Origin of the sequence: Aeribacillus sp. FSL K6-1121 (genome assembly GCF_038003725.1) — a bacterium.
Classification (GTDB): domain Bacteria; phylum Bacillota; class Bacilli; order Bacillales; family Aeribacillaceae; genus Aeribacillus; species Aeribacillus composti.
This window is the reverse complement of the sequence record NZ_JBBOPS010000001.1, coordinates 130130-144768: the sequence shown is the minus strand read 5'-3', so window position 1 is coordinate 144768 and position 14639 is coordinate 130130. Positions and strand designations below refer to the sequence as shown.

Sequence of the window (14639 nt, the reverse complement as noted above, 5' to 3'; positions counted from 1 at the left end):
GGAATCACCTCCATTTCTAGTTTTCCGGATAATAAATGATCACATAATATTTAACTTTTTGATCCGTTATATTTTTATAATCATGCTTTTTGTCCGCTGCAAATCGGATCGCTTCCCCTTCGCAAACAACATAAGAAAATCCATCAATTACAACTTCTAAAGCTCCCTTTTGAATGATCAAAATTTCTTGCACCCCGTGCGCATGTTCATCCGATTGATGGACATGTCCAGGCTCTAAATGTGCTTCAAACACCTCAAACGGCTTGCCGATTTCAAACGTAAACATCGGGTATACTTTATACTTTTCATCATCATCAGATATAGCCGGTATGTTTGATAAAGATATTTTTTGAACGCTTGGCGCCTCCTCCTTCATCAAAGCGGAAAATGATACATGAAGTCCGTTCGCTATTTTCCACAGCGTGGAGACAGTCGGATTCGCTTCCCCTCTTTCAATTTGTGCCAGAATCGCTTTGGAAACGCCTGTCTTTTCAGACACCTTGTCGAGGCTTAGCGCCATCCTTTTTCGGATTTTACAAAAATTTTCCCCAATAATTTGCTGAATCGGCTTCATGTTTTCCTCCTTTTTTATGTTTTGTTTATTATATCATACATTTGTTTTATATATTGAACAAAATTGCATTTAAAAACCTCTCCCCTGAATGGAAAGAGGTAAATATCAGCTTAAGAGCACCCGGTCAGATACTGCATCTTGAATTTTGGCAAATTCGTCCATTAATTTCGGAATGGTCAGTTTTACTTTTTGTTCAGCAGATGCCTCAAAAATGATTTTTCCGCGATTCATCATCAGCAATCTGTTTCCTAGATCAATCGCCTGCTGCATATTATGTGTAATCATAATCGTTGTTAAATTATATTCTTCAATAAATTTTTTCGTAAGCGACAGGACGACCTCTGCGCGTGCGGGATCTAATGCGGCTGTATGCTCATCAAGCAATAATATTTTCGGTTTCGTAAATGTTGCCATCAAAAGCGACAACGCCTGTCTTTCCCCGCCTGACAGCAATCCTACTTTCGCATTTAAACGGTTTTCTAATCCAAGCCCTAAAAGCGACAGCTGCTCCTTAAAATAATTTTTCCGCTTATTCGTTACACCTCTGGCCAAAGTTCGTTTGTGAACACGGCCGTAAGCGATCGCCAAATTTTCTTCAATGGTCAACGTCGGCGATGTGCCTGACAACGGATTTTGAAACACTCTGCCGATATATTTTGATCGTTTATGCTCAGGAAGTGTTGTTATATTTACGCCGTCAAGCCAGACTTCCCCCTCATCGGGAAACAGCTTTCCAGCTATGATGTTCAGCAAAGTCGATTTCCCTGCGCCGTTGCTGCCAATAATCGTAATAAAATCGCCTTTTTCGACCTCTAAATGAATTCCATCTAAGGCGATTTTTTCATCCAATGACCCTTCGTTAAACACTTTATGAATGTGTTTTAGCTGAAGCAACTTGTTCACCCCGCTTTCTTACCAATTTTCTTTTTTTCTCACGCCGTTTTTCAAAATATCGCGGGATGATTAACGCCAAAATGACGATACAAGCTGTAATTAATTTTATATCGCCTGTTTCAAAAAAGTTAAATCTAAATGCAAAGGCGACTATGAAACGATAAATGACAGCACCGATTATAACAGCTAAGGTAGCCCGAACAATCGTCTTGCTGCCGACAATTGCCTCTCCAATAATAACGGAAGCAAGCCCGATCACAATCATTCCAATTCCCATATTGGCATCGCTGAAGCCATTATATTGGGCGACAAGCGCACCTGACAAAGCAACCAAACCATTTGACAATCCTAATCCTAATACTTTAAGAAAGTTTGTATTCGCCGAAAAACTTTTAATCATTTCTTCGTTATCTCCGACAGCTCTTATAGCAAGTCCGATTTCCGTTTTTAAGAAGTAATCAAGGATGAGCTTTAAAAAAGCGACCAATAACACCATTGAAATGATGACTGACCATGTGGTCGGGGAAAAAGAAATGACGCTCTTAACGGCTTGATCGATCGGTGCCAGCGCATCGGCCAGCTTTGAGAAAAGCGTTTCCTCCTGTAAAAGCGAAACATTCGATTTTCCCATAATTCGCAAATTAATGGAATAAAGAGCGATCATCATTAATATACCGGATAACAACGGATTAATTTTCCCATACGAATGTAAAATTCCCGTTAAGATCCCAGCTAGAAAGCCGACAATCATTCCGGCAATCGTCGCCATAACAGGATGAGCTCCGTCTATGATCATGACGGCTGCGACGGCAGCTCCAGTAACGAAGCTACCGTCAACCGTTAAATCTGGAAAATCTAATATTCTAAAAGATAAATAGACTCCGAGAGCCATTATTGCGTAAATAAGTCCCGCCTCAAGTGAGCCATATACTGCTGTCAGCATGTAAACACCCTTCCAAATTACTCAATAAACTCTGCTTCTTTGCTCCACTCGTCTAAAATCTTAACGTTCATCTCAGCTGCTGCTTTTTTATTAATGAGAAGCTTTAAGTTTTGCGGATATTGAACAGGCAGTTCAGACGGCTTTTTCCCTTCTGTTAAAATTTTTGCAGCCATTTCTCCTGCTTCATAGCCAATGTCATAATATTCAAACCCGTACGCAGCAAAACCGCCTTTTTTGACTGAATCTAATTCACCGACAAACAGCGGGATATCGTTTTCATTTACAACGGAAATGACCGAATCAAGCGCAGAAACAACGGTATTGTCAGTGATAATGTAAAAACAATCGACTTTGCCGACAAGAGATTCAGCAGCTTGTTTCACTTCAGCTGAAGTAGAAACAGAAGCTTCGACAATTTTCAAATCCGTTCCTTCTGTCGCTTTTTTAACAAGGTCAATTTGTGCAACAGAGTTTTGTTCGCCTGAATTATAGATCATTCCTATTCTTTTGCCATCTAAATATTGATCAATAAATTTCACCGTTTTCGGTATGGCATCAGGATGGGTATCAGTTGTTCCTGTTACATTCCCTCCTGGATTTTCCATCTCTTTCACAAGCCCGGCGCCGACAGGATCTGTTACGGATGTAAATACAATTGGAATATCCTTTGTAGCATTTGCTGCAGCAAGTGCACTAGGCGTTGCATTCGCAAAAATTAAATCGACGTTATCTCCGACGAAGTTATTCGCAATCGTTTGGGTATTCGATTGATCCCCTTGAGCGTTTTGAATATCATAATCTACATTTAACCCTTTATCTTTAATTGCTTGTTGAAATCCCTTCAATGCCTCATCCAGCGACGGGTGCGCTACAAATTGAGTGATACCAATTTTAAATGTTTCTTTCTTTCCTTCTTCACTATTGCTTTCGCTGCTGGACCCTTTGCTGCTTCCACAACCTGACAGCACGAGGAGCGCCATCAAAAAAATTCCTCCGATTGCTCCTATCCTAGTTTTCAAAATTTTCTTCCCCCTTTTTTACTTTTATGCTTTAAATTATAACAATATATTTTTGATTTTCAATTATTTTCTGACGAATTTTCCAAAAAAATAAGGATGCCAACATACTGCATCCTTACAGAAAATGGAACACTATTCTATCAAAATGAAGTTTGGAAGTAGCTTTAAGTTTATGAAATGTTCGGCAAAAGGCTGTCCCATAATTTTGCTAATATAATTTCTCTTTAATCAATATGTAACGACAACCCTGTTTTAGCCAGCTTGATCGATCCATTAAAAATCGTTTTAGCTTCTTCTATCAATTCTTCATGATTGCCTTTATGAGGCAAATGAGTCAGCAAAAGCTCTTTTACATTTGCTTCCTTAGCAATTGTCGCAGCTTCGTGGGAATTCATATGCCCAAACTTTTTGCCGTCTTCATTCGCATACATATTGCATTCGCATATAAGCAAGTCCGCATTTTGGCTGAATGGAATGAATTCATTTTTAAAGCTTGAATCTGCCGTGTATACAACCGTTTTATGTCCTGAAGTAAATCTCATGGCAAAACAGTCAACAGGATGATCTGTTTTTAAAAATGTAATCGTAAACGGACCGATCGAAATCGATTGATCAGGATCGTATGAAATTCCTTTTGTCACACTCAAATGTGTGAGTCTGTCAAATTCTTTTGTATCAAGGCTATGTCCGTAAATGGGCAAAATTTTGTTTGATTTTTGCAGCATGCCGGTAATTTGTCTTGCATATTGCAGCGGTCCAATATCTGCAATATGATCATGATGATAATGAGAAAGGATCACAGCATCTAAATCTGAAAGTGATACAAAATTTTGCAGTTGTGATAATACAGCACTTCCGCAATCAACTAACAGGTTAAACCCCTTTTCCTGAAATAAATAGCCTGATGTAGCCTCATTCGCTTCTGGATAGCCTCCCCAGAACCCTACAACTGTTACTTTCATCACCCTTATCCTCCTCAATAAGAAAAAATGTTTTAAAACAGTATTGACATTTTTAATTCTGTTATAATACAATGTTAATAACAACAGCACGGGGGGATAAAAAATGTTAGGACAAAAAATCACTGAATTTTTTAGAAACTTGCCAAGAAAAAAATGTATTGAATGCGGAAAAGAAATTGAAGAACAGCACGAATGCTACGGGAACAAATGCAATCATTGCTTACATGTAAAATAAATTTATTCAGGCAATTCTAAAAAGAATTGCCTGAATATTTTTTCTCTTCTCTTAACCTGTACTAATACACATTGTAATTGGCTAGCTTTGAAGAATCCCTTACAATTAATGTAAGAGGCAAAAGATGCACCTCTCTCTCTTTATACCGTCTCGTTTTTATTTTTTCCATCATCACTTCCATTGCTAAATGACCCATTTCTTTCACCGGCTGATTAACCGTCGTAATCATAGGCTCCATCAGTTCAGTTATAGCCTGATTGTCAAACCCGACGACCGCTAATTCTTCCGGGACACGGACGCCAAGTCTCTTTGACTCAGAAATCATCCCGGCTGCCACTTCATCAGAACCTGTGAAGACTGCCGTTGGAGCTTCAACCATCTCCATCATTTTCCTCAAGACATTTTTTCCGTCTTCAAATGTAAATACATTTCGGAAAATATATTGCTCAGGAAGGTACAATCCGGCTTCACGAAGTGCTTTTCGAAAACCTTCTTCCCTAGCTCTCGAAACATTACTGTTTACATTTCCGCAGCAAAAAGCAATTTTATTGTATCCTTGATCGATTAAATGCTTAGTTGCAACATACCCTCCGTAGTTTTGATCCATATGAATCATCGGGACATTTGCCTGTTCATCGAATTCGTTGCATAAAATAATCGGACCGTATTCTAAAAACGGCTCAACAGCCTCCCAGCCATTTAGCAATGTCGTCATAATCACTCCATCTACTTGTTTCGTTTTTAACAAGTTTAAATAGTCTAATTCTTTTTTTGCTGAATATAACGTTTGACAAACAATCAATTGATAATGGTATTGAGACGCAACGATTTCCAGCGATTCAACAAATTGTCCAAAAAACGGGTTCATAACCCTAGGAATAATGACAGCAATAATTTCAGTTTTTTGATTTCTTAAACTTCTAGCTGAAGAATTAGGTACATACCCTAATTGCTTCATTGCTTCTAGCACTAATTGTTTTTTTTCCTCCGATACGTAAGGCTGATTATTTATCACCCTTGAAACTGTCGTTTTCGATAAACCAGCCAGTTTTGCCACATCTTCAATTGTAGCCACTTTCATTCCTCCAAAAAATTTGGGATCCCTTGATTTTCTTTTGATTATAGATCAATGGTCAACAGATGTGCAATGAATTTTTTATATCTTTCCAGATCGCTTTTTCTAAAAAAACAGAAATGCTAACTTGTTCAACAAATATATATTTTCTTCAATTTGAATTGTCGGACTTTAAACAATGGGAACCAACCAAGGCGTTTTAAAGATCAGAAGTCGGAAGCGTCAAAACTTGCTAAAATGGATGCCTCCTCTGAAAAAATAAGAGACAAGCCTGCCTTTTAAGCTTGTCCCAAATGTAAAAATTGAAGAACATCTTTCACCGCTTTTTTACCTTGATCAATGCAGTCCGGGATCCCCAATCCTTCAAAAGAAGCACCCGTTAAATATATTCCGGGGTATTTTTGCCCCATAATACTTTTTATATTTCTTATGTTGTCAAGGTGTCCGACAATGTATTGAGGCATTGCTTCCCTCAATCTTGTAACAATAGAAAAAATCGGTTCTCCTTTTACCGGCATCAATCGATTTAAGTCATCCAAAACGGTTTGAATGATCACATCATCCGGCTCGTCAACAACCGCTTCATCTCCTGCTTTTCCAACATACGCTCTTAGCAGCGTTTTGCCCTTCGGAGCAGTATGCGGCCATTTTTTGTTGGTCCATGTACAAGCAGTAATCGTATAGCCGCTGTTTCTCGAAACAACAAACCCCGTTCCATCTGCGGGCAGCTGAACAGCTTCTTCCGGATAAGCCATTGCAACGGTTGCAACAGATGTTGAAGGCATTTTTTTGAAATAAGCGAGTGTTTGCTGCTCATTCGGAAACATAGATGGAATAGCATCATGCTGAGCGGTAATGACTATCGCATCCGCCTTGTCAACAGTTCCGTCAGATAATTCCAAATGGTAGAGATCATCTTCCTTTTTAATCTCCGAAACTTTTATTCCTTTTTTCACTACCGTATGATCCAATTGGCGTTCTATTGCTTCAACAATCGATTGCAAACCAGTTGAAACGGTTTGAAAAATCCCTTTATGTTGCTCCTGTTGTTGTTTTTGTTTAGACTTTTGCGCCTGCTTGGCCATTCCTAAAATTAAACTGCGATGCTTTTGTTCAATTTCATAAAAGTGCGGAAAGATTGCTAATAAACTTAAATTATAAATATCTCCTGCATAAATCCCGGAAAGAAGCGGTTCAATCAAATTTTCAACCACTTCGCTGCCGAGCCTGCGGCCAAAAAATCCGCCTAATGACTGATCTCCGTCCACTTTTTTCTTCGGCAGGAAAAGGTCAAACGAAGCCCGCAGCTTGCCAGTTAACGAAAACAAACCGGAGGTGGCGAAAGAAGCAATATTTGTTGGCACGCCCATAACCGCTCCTTTTGGGATCGGATGGAGCTTGTCGCCGACAAGGACAAAAGATTGCCCCACGTCATTGTTCACCAAATAATCTCCGAGCCCTACGTCCTTTGCAAGCTGCGTAGCGCTTTTTTTTCGCTCCAAAAAGGAATCCGGACCTCTTTCAATGATAAATCCGTCCCTTTTTATCGTTTCTATTTTTCCTCCTAATCGCGGCTTCGCTTCAATCAGCACAACATCTATTGGAAGATGATTTTTTTTAATTTCTGACTGCAAGTAGAACGCAACTGAAAGCCCAGTTATTCCCCCGCCAACAATTGCTACTTTTTTTCTTCCCATAAAATCTCCTTCTTATTTTGACATTCCTAAGTGTTTTAACACGACTGTAGCTAAACAATCGATGAATTCAGGTTTTGCATTCGGCATTTCTGGACGATAATAAGCTGCTCCAAGTTCGTCTGTTACTGCCTTGCACTCGACATCGTTATCGTATAGAACTTCCAAGTGATCAGCCACAAAACCTACTGGAGCATAAACAAACGTCCGGTATCCTTTTTGTTCAAACAGATCTCTTGTTAAATCTTGAACATCTGGTCCGAGCCACGGCTCCGGAGTATTGCCTTCACTTTGCCAGCCAACAGCAAAATGCTGCACTCCGGCTTCTTTTGCAATTAATTCAGCTGTTTCTTGTAATTGATCTGGGTAAGGATCCCCTAATTGAACAATTTTTTCCGGCAGACTGTGTGCTGAAACAATTAATACAGCTTTTTCCCGTTCTTCTTCAGTCATTTTCGCGTACGTTTCTTTTATTTGTTTAGCCCAATATTCAATAAATTTCGGTTCTTTATACCAGCTTTCGATAGAAGTGATGGAAGGCCCTCCGAGTTTTTTTGCAATTTCCTTTGCCCTGCCGTTGTACGACTTAATGCTAAAGGTCGAATAGTGCGGAGCTAAAACGATGCTGACCGCCTCAGTGATTCCATCTTTATTCATTTGTTCAACTGCATCTTCAATAAACGGCTCAATATGTTTTAATCCTAAATACATATGGAATTCTATTTCATTTTGAATTTGATTTAAATGTTTTTCTAAGCCTTTCGCTTGTTCTTCTGTTATTTTAGCAAGAGGAGAAATGCCTCCAATCGCCTTATATCGTTCTTTTAAATCTTCCAGACTTTCTGGATCAGGCTTTCTTCCATGGCGAATGTGGGTGTAATAGCGTTCAATATCCTCTTCTTTATATGGTGTACCATATGCCATCACTAACAAACCCATTTTTTTCTTCGACATTACGTGCACCTCCAAAATTCAAGTTGATCATTTTATTCGATCTATTTTTGCGTATAATCATGAATAAATTCCGTTAATTTTTTTAAGGTTTCCGGTTTTACTTGTGGAAAGACGCCATGTCCAAGATTAAAAATAAAACCTGGCTGTTTCATTCCTTCTTCTAAAATAGCCTTTACCCGTTCTTTCACAAAATCCCACGGCGCAAGCAAAACTGCCGGATCAAGATTTCCCTGCAATGTTTTGGAAATCCCCATTTCTCTGGCAGCAGAAATCGACAGACGCCAATCTAAACCGATCACGTCTAAAGGCAAATCATTCCATTCTTTTACTAAATGTCCTGCTCCCACTCCAAACATAATAAGCGGCGCCTCTTTTTCCTTTAATTCCGAAAAAATGCGGTTCATCACCGGCTTAATATAATATCGATAATCAGAAGCATTTAATGCTCCGACCCATGAATCAAAAATTTGCACCGCTTTAACCCCTGCGTCAATTTGCGCTTTCACGTATGTAATGGTCATATCGGCAAGCTTTTCCATTAAAAGAAACCAAGCTTCTGGTTCAGCATACATGAATGCCTTTGTTTTGTTATAATTTTTGGAAGGGCCTCCCTCAATCATGTAGCTGGCAAGAGTAAATGGTGCTCCGGCAAATCCAATCAACGGAACATTCAGCTGCTCATTGACTAAAAGCTTAATCGTATCTAAAACATATGGAACATCTTCCTCAGGATGAATTTCACCAAGTTTTTTTACATCCTCCAGCGACCTGATCGGATTTTCAATAACAGGCCCTGTTCCCGCTTTAATTTCAACTTGAACTCCAAGGGCAGGCAGCGGCGTCATAATATCTTTATATAAAATTGCGGCATCAACCCCGTACTGCTCGACAGGAAGTCTAGTGACATATGCACAAAGCTCTGGTTGATGTGTAATTTCAAATAAGCTGTATTTTTCTTTTAACGCCCGGTATTCAGGCTGGGATCTCCCGGCTTGCCTCATATACCAAACAGGAACATAGTCCGCCGCTTCGCCTCTGCACGCTTTTAAAAAAGTATCATTAAAGCTTTTCTTCCTATCCATGTAAATCCCCCTTTAAAAACGATTCCTTTCTAATACTCTTTTTAAACTATACCTCTTCCCGTGCCCGATTGTATAGGAATATAAGGGAAATGTCATAAAATCGACGAAAGATCTTTCCAGCATTTTGTTATTCCCAGCGCGGGCTGACAAAATCAGTACCTTCCCCTTCCTGATGGGTTTGCGGATTATAAGGGACAACTTGATAAAAATGCTCTGAAAAAATGTTAATATACGGTATTTCATATTCTCCTTTTCCCTTTACAGATCCGACCAATTTCTTGCTTTCTCCGCTTCGTTCATAAATTCGGTATACGACCCGGTCATCATCTTGAGCAGGCCATTTTAATGTCACTTTAAATAATTGAAGTGCGTGAAATTGATATGTGGCGGAAAGCGAAGGGATTCGTGAAAGCCTGATTGGTTTTTCTAAATCTTTCACTTTTTTCGGAATCGTAAAGGATGTTTTTTCCTCAAATTTCAAACCGCTTAAAATATTTTTAAACATTTTCGTTGGATAATCGCTCCCACCCTTTAAAAAATGTTCTTCATCTGTCTGGTCATATCCGATCCACACTGCCCCCGTCACGTCAGGAGTATATCCGACAAACCATGCATCCATCACGGCGCCCTTTTTTCCAGGAAATGATGTCGTACCCGTTTTTCCAGCTAAAGCTCCTTCATATTGTCCCGCTTTGGCAGTTCCTTCTTTAACAACCTGCTCCAGCATCCTCGTCATATTCCACGAGGTTTGCGGAGAAAAAACTTGATATTTTTGTTTTTTTACTTCTGCCACTACATCGCCGTTGGCATTCACAATTTTTTGTATGAAATACGGCTTGCTGTATTGACCATTATTGGCAAAAGTTCTGTATGCATTTGCCAAATCAAACGGCGACACGCCGTACTTTAGTCCTCCTAAAGCAATCGCCAGTCCTTTATCCTCAATATAAATCCCGTTTTTCTCTAAATACTCTTTGCTTTTATCGATTCCAAGCTTATCGAGCACCCATACAGAAGGAGCATTTTTTGAATGAATGAGCGCATCATACATGGTTACATGTCCATCATAACGTCCATCGTAATTGCTTGGAGAGTATCCTTTATAATCCAATTTCTCATCTTTTAGAAGAGAATAAGGCTGAAAAAGTCCTTCCTCCATTGCCGGAGCATACACAGCTATCGGCTTAAACGTTGACCCCGGCTGGCGCTTCGCTGTCAATCGATTAAATCCTTTGGAAACATAATTTCGCCCGCCGATCGCAGCGAGCACACCGCCTGTTTTATTATCTAATAAAATAAAAGCGCCTTGAGCATCATCTTTCGTACCTTGAAAATAAGCCTTTTCTTTAAAAACTTTGAATGCTTTTTCCTGAACATCGATATTGATCGGAACGGTAATTTTATATCCGCCTTTTAGGAGTTCTTCATTTGAAAGATGATACTTATTTTCCGCTTCCTCAAATACCATGTCAATATAGGCGGACAGCCAAGGCTTATCTTCCGTTTTATGAATATTCAGACCTAATGTTTTCCCCTGGCTTCTGACAGCTTGCTCCGGAGAAATATAGTTTTCGCGCTCCATTAAGGTTAATATCGCATTTCTTCTTTCTAAGCTTTTTTCTGGGTGCAAAATCGGAGAATAGGCTGCTGGAGCCTTCGGCAGGCCGGCTAGCAGCGCCCCTTCTTCAATAGTCAGTTCAGAGGCATCTTTATTGAAAAAAAATTTTGATGCAGACTGGATGCCGTATACGCCATGTCCAAAATAGATTTGATTCAAATACATCTCTAAAATTTTTCTTTTGCTATATTTCTGTTCAAGATAAATGGCAATGATAGCTTCTGTCATTTTTCTCAAAACCGTTTTATCGTTTGTTAAAAAAACATTTTTGGCGAGCTGTTGGGTGATTGTACTGCCGCCCTCTACTTTTTTGAAAGCAGCAATGTCCTTGAACAGCGCCCTTGAAATTGCCCGAAAATCAATGCCGTGATGCTCATAAAACCTTTTATCTTCAACAGCGATGAAAGCATTTTGTACATGCTTCGGAACTTTATCAATATCGATGATCTCTCTGTTTTCTAAATATAATTTCGTAATGGGCCGTCCTTCTTGATCGATCAAAGAGGTCGCAGAATGCAAAACAAGCTTTTTTTCATCCACAACGATAGCGCCTATCCAAATCATGGCAAAGTATGCGATAATACTTAACACAGCAGCAGCTAAAACGATTCCCGAGATCATCTTTATTTTTTTCAACAATGTTTTCACCTCTGTTTAACTCCCATAATTAGTATTGTATAATTTTGGATACAGTATGTAACATGTTTAACTTTTTTCGCAAATTATCAAGTGATTTTCGTGCGAGGTGACTGTTATGAATGTTTATATAGCTTTCGGCACTATTGAATATTTAAGCAAAATCAAAAAAAATAATCTAGCAGAATGCATGTTATTCATGCATGACGGTGAAAGCGCCGTCCTTATGCATGAAACAAAAGGAACAACAATTTTTAAAGAACCCAAAAAATATGAAATTATTGATAAAAGAGGAAGCATCTGCAGCGATGGAGGGTTTGCCGTGTTTACCTATATATCTGTTACAGATGAAGGAAAACCTCTATTTGAACAGCAATTTAAAGAGCTATCTCGATTCATTGAAAGCCATTCGGGCTTTGTTGCCTTAAGAGTTCTCCGCCCTCTTTTCAAAAACACTTATATCATTTTCACTTTATGGGAGACAGAACAAGATTTTAACAAATGGGATCAAAACGAAGCTTTTGCTAACCACTTTAAAAAAGCTTTAGGGATGAGCGATAAACTCATTTTTCCTTCTCCACTCCGAGTAAAGAAATATTATATTGTAAAAGATGAGAAGGAATGATTTAAAATGGAAAGAGAGAAGAATGGATCAAAACATGCAAAAATCGTTGAAACGGCTAAATACATTAAGCCTCATTTAATTTTAAAAAAATAAAGGGGAGAGGCGGAAAATATGACTTTATTATCAGTAGATCAGATTACCGGCGGGTACACAAATAAGCCTGTTTTAAAAAATGTTTCATTCACTGTAAACGAAAATGAAATGGTCGGTTTAATTGGATTAAACGGTGCGGGGAAAAGCACAACGATCAAGCATATCATCGGTTTGATGGAGCCAAGTGACGGGACTATTAAAATTAACGGCAAAACATTTCAGGAAGATCCGGTGCAATATCGAAAGCAATTTAGTTTTGTTCCTGAAACCCCTATTTTATACGAAGAAATGACGTTATTTGAGCATTTGCAATTGATGGCTATGGCGCACGGGATCAGTGAAGAGACATTTAACGAGCGGCTCGATCCTCTTTTAAAAACATTTCGAATGGAAAAGCAGTTGAAATGGTTTCCGGCACATTTTTCTAAAGGGATGAAACAAAAGGTCATGATTATGTGCGCTTTTTTAGTTCAGCCATCCCTTTACATAATTGATGAACCGTTTGTCGGGCTGGATCCGTTAGCCATTCACGCCCTGCTTGATCTCATGAATCAGGCGAAAAAACAAGGTGCTGGCATTTTAATGTCAACCCACATTTTAGCAAATGCAGAACGGTTTTGTGACACTTTTGTGATTTTGCACAACGGAACCGTCCGGGCTCAAGGAACTAAACTTGAGCTGCAGGAGCAATTCAATATGCCTGGTGCAACATTGGACGATCTTTATATTCGGCTGACAAAGGAGCAAGACGATGAGATCAATCAATGATATTTGGCCTGCCCGTTTGGCAGCACATATAAAAGAAACACAAACATACTTGCGTTATATGCTGAACGATCATCTGCTTTTAGTGATTATGTTTTTATTAGGCGGAGGAGCCTATGCGTATCAGCAATGGCTTGATCAACTCCCACCTCATTTTCCATCAGCATTCTTAATGGCACTCTTGTTAGCATTAACGGTAACTTTTTCGCAAGTGCGCACGTTGTTAAAAGAACCTGACATCATCTTTTTACTGCCTATGGAAAAAGGATTAAACCATTATTTTCAGCGTGCTTTTATATACAGCTATATCCTTCAGACTGTCCAAATGATCGTATGCCTAATCATTCTTGCACCTTTATATTTTCAAAGCGGTGAAGGTGAAGGCATCAACTATTTATTCCTTATCTTCCAGCTTACGGTTATTAAATATTGGAATTTGTGGATTCAATGGAAAATGACGCATTTTCCGGAGCGGTTATCCCAGATAATGGATAAGTTTGTCCGATATGCTGTCAATTTCACGGTAATTTATTTGGCTGTTAAGGAAAGCATACTGTCCCTGTTTATTTACGGCATGATGGCATTGGTAACCATTTATTTCTTCAAGATAACGAGGAACAAAACGCTGCAGTGGGAATTTTTAATTTTGCAGGAAAATCGCAAATTGCAATCATTTTATAGATTGGCCAATATGTTTACTGATGTGCCGAAACTGAAGGCTGAAGCAAAAAGACGGAAATGGATGGACTGGATTTTGTCTTTCATCCCTTACAAGCAATCAAATGTATTTTTATATATGTTTTCCAGATCCTTCATTCGTTCAGGAGATTATTTCGGATTGTTTATCCGCTTATTGATGATCGGTGTTATTGTCAGCATCTTTTTGCCTTTGTCACTTGTATCTTGCATCATTTTGCCGGCAGCTGTTCTCTTCCTAACCGGAATTCAATTAACGAGCTTATACAAGCATTATGATGCTCTTTTTATCGCTGACTTATATCCAGTTCCACAAAATGTAAAGAAAAAAAGCTTTTTACGCCTTCTTTTTACCATTCTTTTCATTGAGCTAGCCGTTCTTACCATTGTTTTATTAACGCAAACGAATATTTTATTTGTCGGCGTCCAACTGGCAGTCAATGCGTTATTTGCATATGTTTTTGTTTATATGTACTTTTCGGGAAAGTTTTTGGCACGATAAAGGAATGGAACGGAACGGAAGAATCTTCTTGGACATCTGTTTTTTATCGTTTTTCATGGACGGTTTGAATAAACTTTATGGCATTTAAGGAAGCGTCCTAATTTATTTTCAACAGGAAGCTCTTTTTCATTTGGATCGTGAGGAAAAGCGTTCATTTTCCAAGCTAATCTGTTTTGACAGATGGCTGCGAATGCTAAAAACATTTCACAAAGCCAATCTTCTCTTACGGCGCCGGATTGTTTTTTTAGAGCAAACGGTTTTTTGACTTAACG

At 38.9% G+C, this 14639-nt stretch carries 14 protein-coding genes; 4 read left to right on the top strand and 10 right to left on the bottom strand.

What is annotated here, in order from left to right; translation table 11 throughout:
• Positions 1–16 precede the first annotated feature (16 nt).
• The 5 genes from NSQ61_RS00705 to NSQ61_RS00685 all read right to left on the bottom strand — a co-directional run bounded on the left by NSQ61_RS00705 (position 17) and on the right by NSQ61_RS00685 (position 4392).
• Positions 17–574, bottom strand: a complete 558-nt coding sequence (locus NSQ61_RS00705; protein WP_327856394.1) for a helix-turn-helix domain-containing protein — start codon at positions 572–574, stop codon at positions 17–19.
• Positions 575–679: 105 nt separating this feature from the next.
• Entirely contained in the window at positions 680–1468 is a 789-nt protein-coding gene (locus tag NSQ61_RS00700) for an ABC transporter ATP-binding protein (protein WP_094244635.1), read from the bottom strand.
• Positions 1443–2411, bottom strand: a complete 969-nt coding sequence (locus NSQ61_RS00695; RefSeq protein WP_066248901.1) for an ABC transporter permease — start codon at positions 2409–2411, stop codon at positions 1443–1445. The genes NSQ61_RS00700 and NSQ61_RS00695 overlap by 26 nt, the downstream gene beginning before the upstream one ends.
• Before the next feature lie 17 nt (positions 2412–2428).
• Positions 2429–3391: an ABC transporter substrate-binding protein gene (locus tag NSQ61_RS00690; RefSeq protein ID WP_340808014.1), complete on the bottom strand. Its 963-nt coding sequence runs from the start codon at positions 3389–3391 to the stop codon at positions 2429–2431.
• Between the two features lie 263 nt (positions 3392–3654).
• Positions 3655–4392, bottom strand: a complete 738-nt coding sequence (locus tag NSQ61_RS00685) for an MBL fold metallo-hydrolase (RefSeq protein WP_066248904.1) — start codon at positions 4390–4392, stop codon at positions 3655–3657.
• A 103-nt stretch (positions 4393–4495) separates the two neighbouring features.
• Between NSQ61_RS00685 and yhfH the strand changes: the two genes are divergently transcribed.
• On the top strand, positions 4496–4627 hold the full coding sequence (yhfH, locus tag NSQ61_RS00680) for a protein YhfH (RefSeq protein WP_065095529.1): 132 nt from the start codon (positions 4496–4498) through the stop codon (positions 4625–4627).
• Positions 4628–4688: 61 nt separating this feature from the next.
• On the opposite strand, the gene NSQ61_RS00675 is transcribed toward yhfH, so the two are convergent.
• The 5 genes from NSQ61_RS00675 to NSQ61_RS00655 all read right to left on the bottom strand — a co-directional run bounded on the left by NSQ61_RS00675 (position 4689) and on the right by NSQ61_RS00655 (position 11671).
• Positions 4689–5702, bottom strand: a complete 1014-nt coding sequence (locus NSQ61_RS00675; RefSeq protein WP_063387323.1) for a LacI family DNA-binding transcriptional regulator — start codon at positions 5700–5702, stop codon at positions 4689–4691.
• A gap of 278 nt (positions 5703–5980) precedes the next feature.
• Complete coding sequence (hemY, locus tag NSQ61_RS00670) at positions 5981–7399, bottom strand: protoporphyrinogen oxidase (RefSeq protein WP_340805655.1); 1419 nt, start codon at positions 7397–7399, stop codon at positions 5981–5983.
• A 12-nt stretch (positions 7400–7411) separates the two neighbouring features.
• Positions 7412–8350 carry a ferrochelatase gene (gene hemH / locus NSQ61_RS00665; RefSeq protein WP_340805653.1) on the bottom strand — a complete coding sequence of 313 codons (939 nt, stop codon included), beginning with the start codon at positions 8348–8350 and terminating at the stop codon, positions 7412–7414.
• A 41-nt stretch (positions 8351–8391) separates the two neighbouring features.
• On the bottom strand, positions 8392–9432 hold the full coding sequence (gene hemE, locus NSQ61_RS00660) for a uroporphyrinogen decarboxylase (RefSeq protein WP_144597114.1): 1041 nt from the start codon (positions 9430–9432) through the stop codon (positions 8392–8394).
• A 127-nt stretch (positions 9433–9559) separates the two neighbouring features.
• Complete coding sequence (locus NSQ61_RS00655; protein ID WP_066248983.1) at positions 9560–11671, bottom strand: transglycosylase domain-containing protein; 2112 nt, start codon at positions 11669–11671, stop codon at positions 9560–9562.
• A 133-nt stretch (positions 11672–11804) separates the two neighbouring features.
• Here NSQ61_RS00655 and NSQ61_RS00650 point away from each other — a divergent pair, with 133 nt between their 5' ends.
• From NSQ61_RS00650 to NSQ61_RS00640, 3 genes are all read left to right on the top strand, one after another.
• The gene (locus tag NSQ61_RS00650; protein WP_066248912.1) at positions 11805–12311 is read left to right on the top strand and encodes an antibiotic biosynthesis monooxygenase family protein; all 507 of its coding nucleotides are present in this window, start codon (positions 11805–11807) and stop codon (positions 12309–12311) included.
• A 111-nt stretch (positions 12312–12422) separates the two neighbouring features.
• Complete coding sequence (locus NSQ61_RS00645) at positions 12423–13172, top strand: ABC transporter ATP-binding protein (protein ID WP_063387318.1); 750 nt, start codon at positions 12423–12425, stop codon at positions 13170–13172.
• On the top strand, positions 13156–14367 hold the full coding sequence (locus tag NSQ61_RS00640) for an ABC transporter permease (RefSeq protein WP_144597112.1): 1212 nt from the start codon (positions 13156–13158) through the stop codon (positions 14365–14367). The genes NSQ61_RS00645 and NSQ61_RS00640 overlap by 17 nt, the downstream gene beginning before the upstream one ends.
• Positions 14368–14639: the final 272 nt, after the last annotated feature.

Excerpts from the sequence above, each read along its gene's own strand:
- hemH (WP_340805653.1), bottom strand. The coding sequence starts at position 8,350 with ATGTCGAAGAAAAAAATGGGTTTGTTAGTGATGGCATATGGTACACCA.
- hemE (WP_144597114.1), bottom strand. The coding sequence starts at position 9,432 with ATGGATAGGAAGAAAAGCTTTAATGATACTTTTTTAAAAGCGTGCAGA.
- NSQ61_RS00655 (WP_066248983.1), bottom strand. The coding sequence starts at position 11,671 with ATGATCTCGGGAATCGTTTTAGCTGCTGCTGTGTTAAGTATTATCGCA.
- NSQ61_RS00640 (WP_144597112.1), top strand. The coding sequence starts at position 13,156 with ATGAGATCAATCAATGATATTTGGCCTGCCCGTTTGGCAGCACATATA.
- NSQ61_RS00645 (WP_063387318.1), top strand. The coding sequence starts at position 12,423 with ATGACTTTATTATCAGTAGATCAGATTACCGGCGGGTACACAAATAAG.
- NSQ61_RS00705 (WP_327856394.1), bottom strand. The coding sequence starts at position 574 with ATGAAGCCGATTCAGCAAATTATTGGGGAAAATTTTTGTAAAATCCGA.
- NSQ61_RS00650 (WP_066248912.1), top strand. The coding sequence starts at position 11,805 with ATGAATGTTTATATAGCTTTCGGCACTATTGAATATTTAAGCAAAATC.
- hemY (WP_340805655.1), bottom strand. The coding sequence starts at position 7,399 with ATGGGAAGAAAAAAAGTAGCAATTGTTGGCGGGGGAATAACTGGGCTT.
- NSQ61_RS00685 (WP_066248904.1), bottom strand. The coding sequence starts at position 4,392 with ATGAAAGTAACAGTTGTAGGGTTCTGGGGAGGCTATCCAGAAGCGAAT.
- yhfH (WP_065095529.1), top strand. The coding sequence starts at position 4,496 with ATGTTAGGACAAAAAATCACTGAATTTTTTAGAAACTTGCCAAGAAAA.
- NSQ61_RS00690 (WP_340808014.1), bottom strand. The coding sequence starts at position 3,391 with ATGGCGCTCCTCGTGCTGTCAGGTTGTGGAAGCAGCAAAGGGTCCAGC.
- NSQ61_RS00695 (WP_066248901.1), bottom strand. The coding sequence starts at position 2,411 with ATGCTGACAGCAGTATATGGCTCACTTGAGGCGGGACTTATTTACGCA.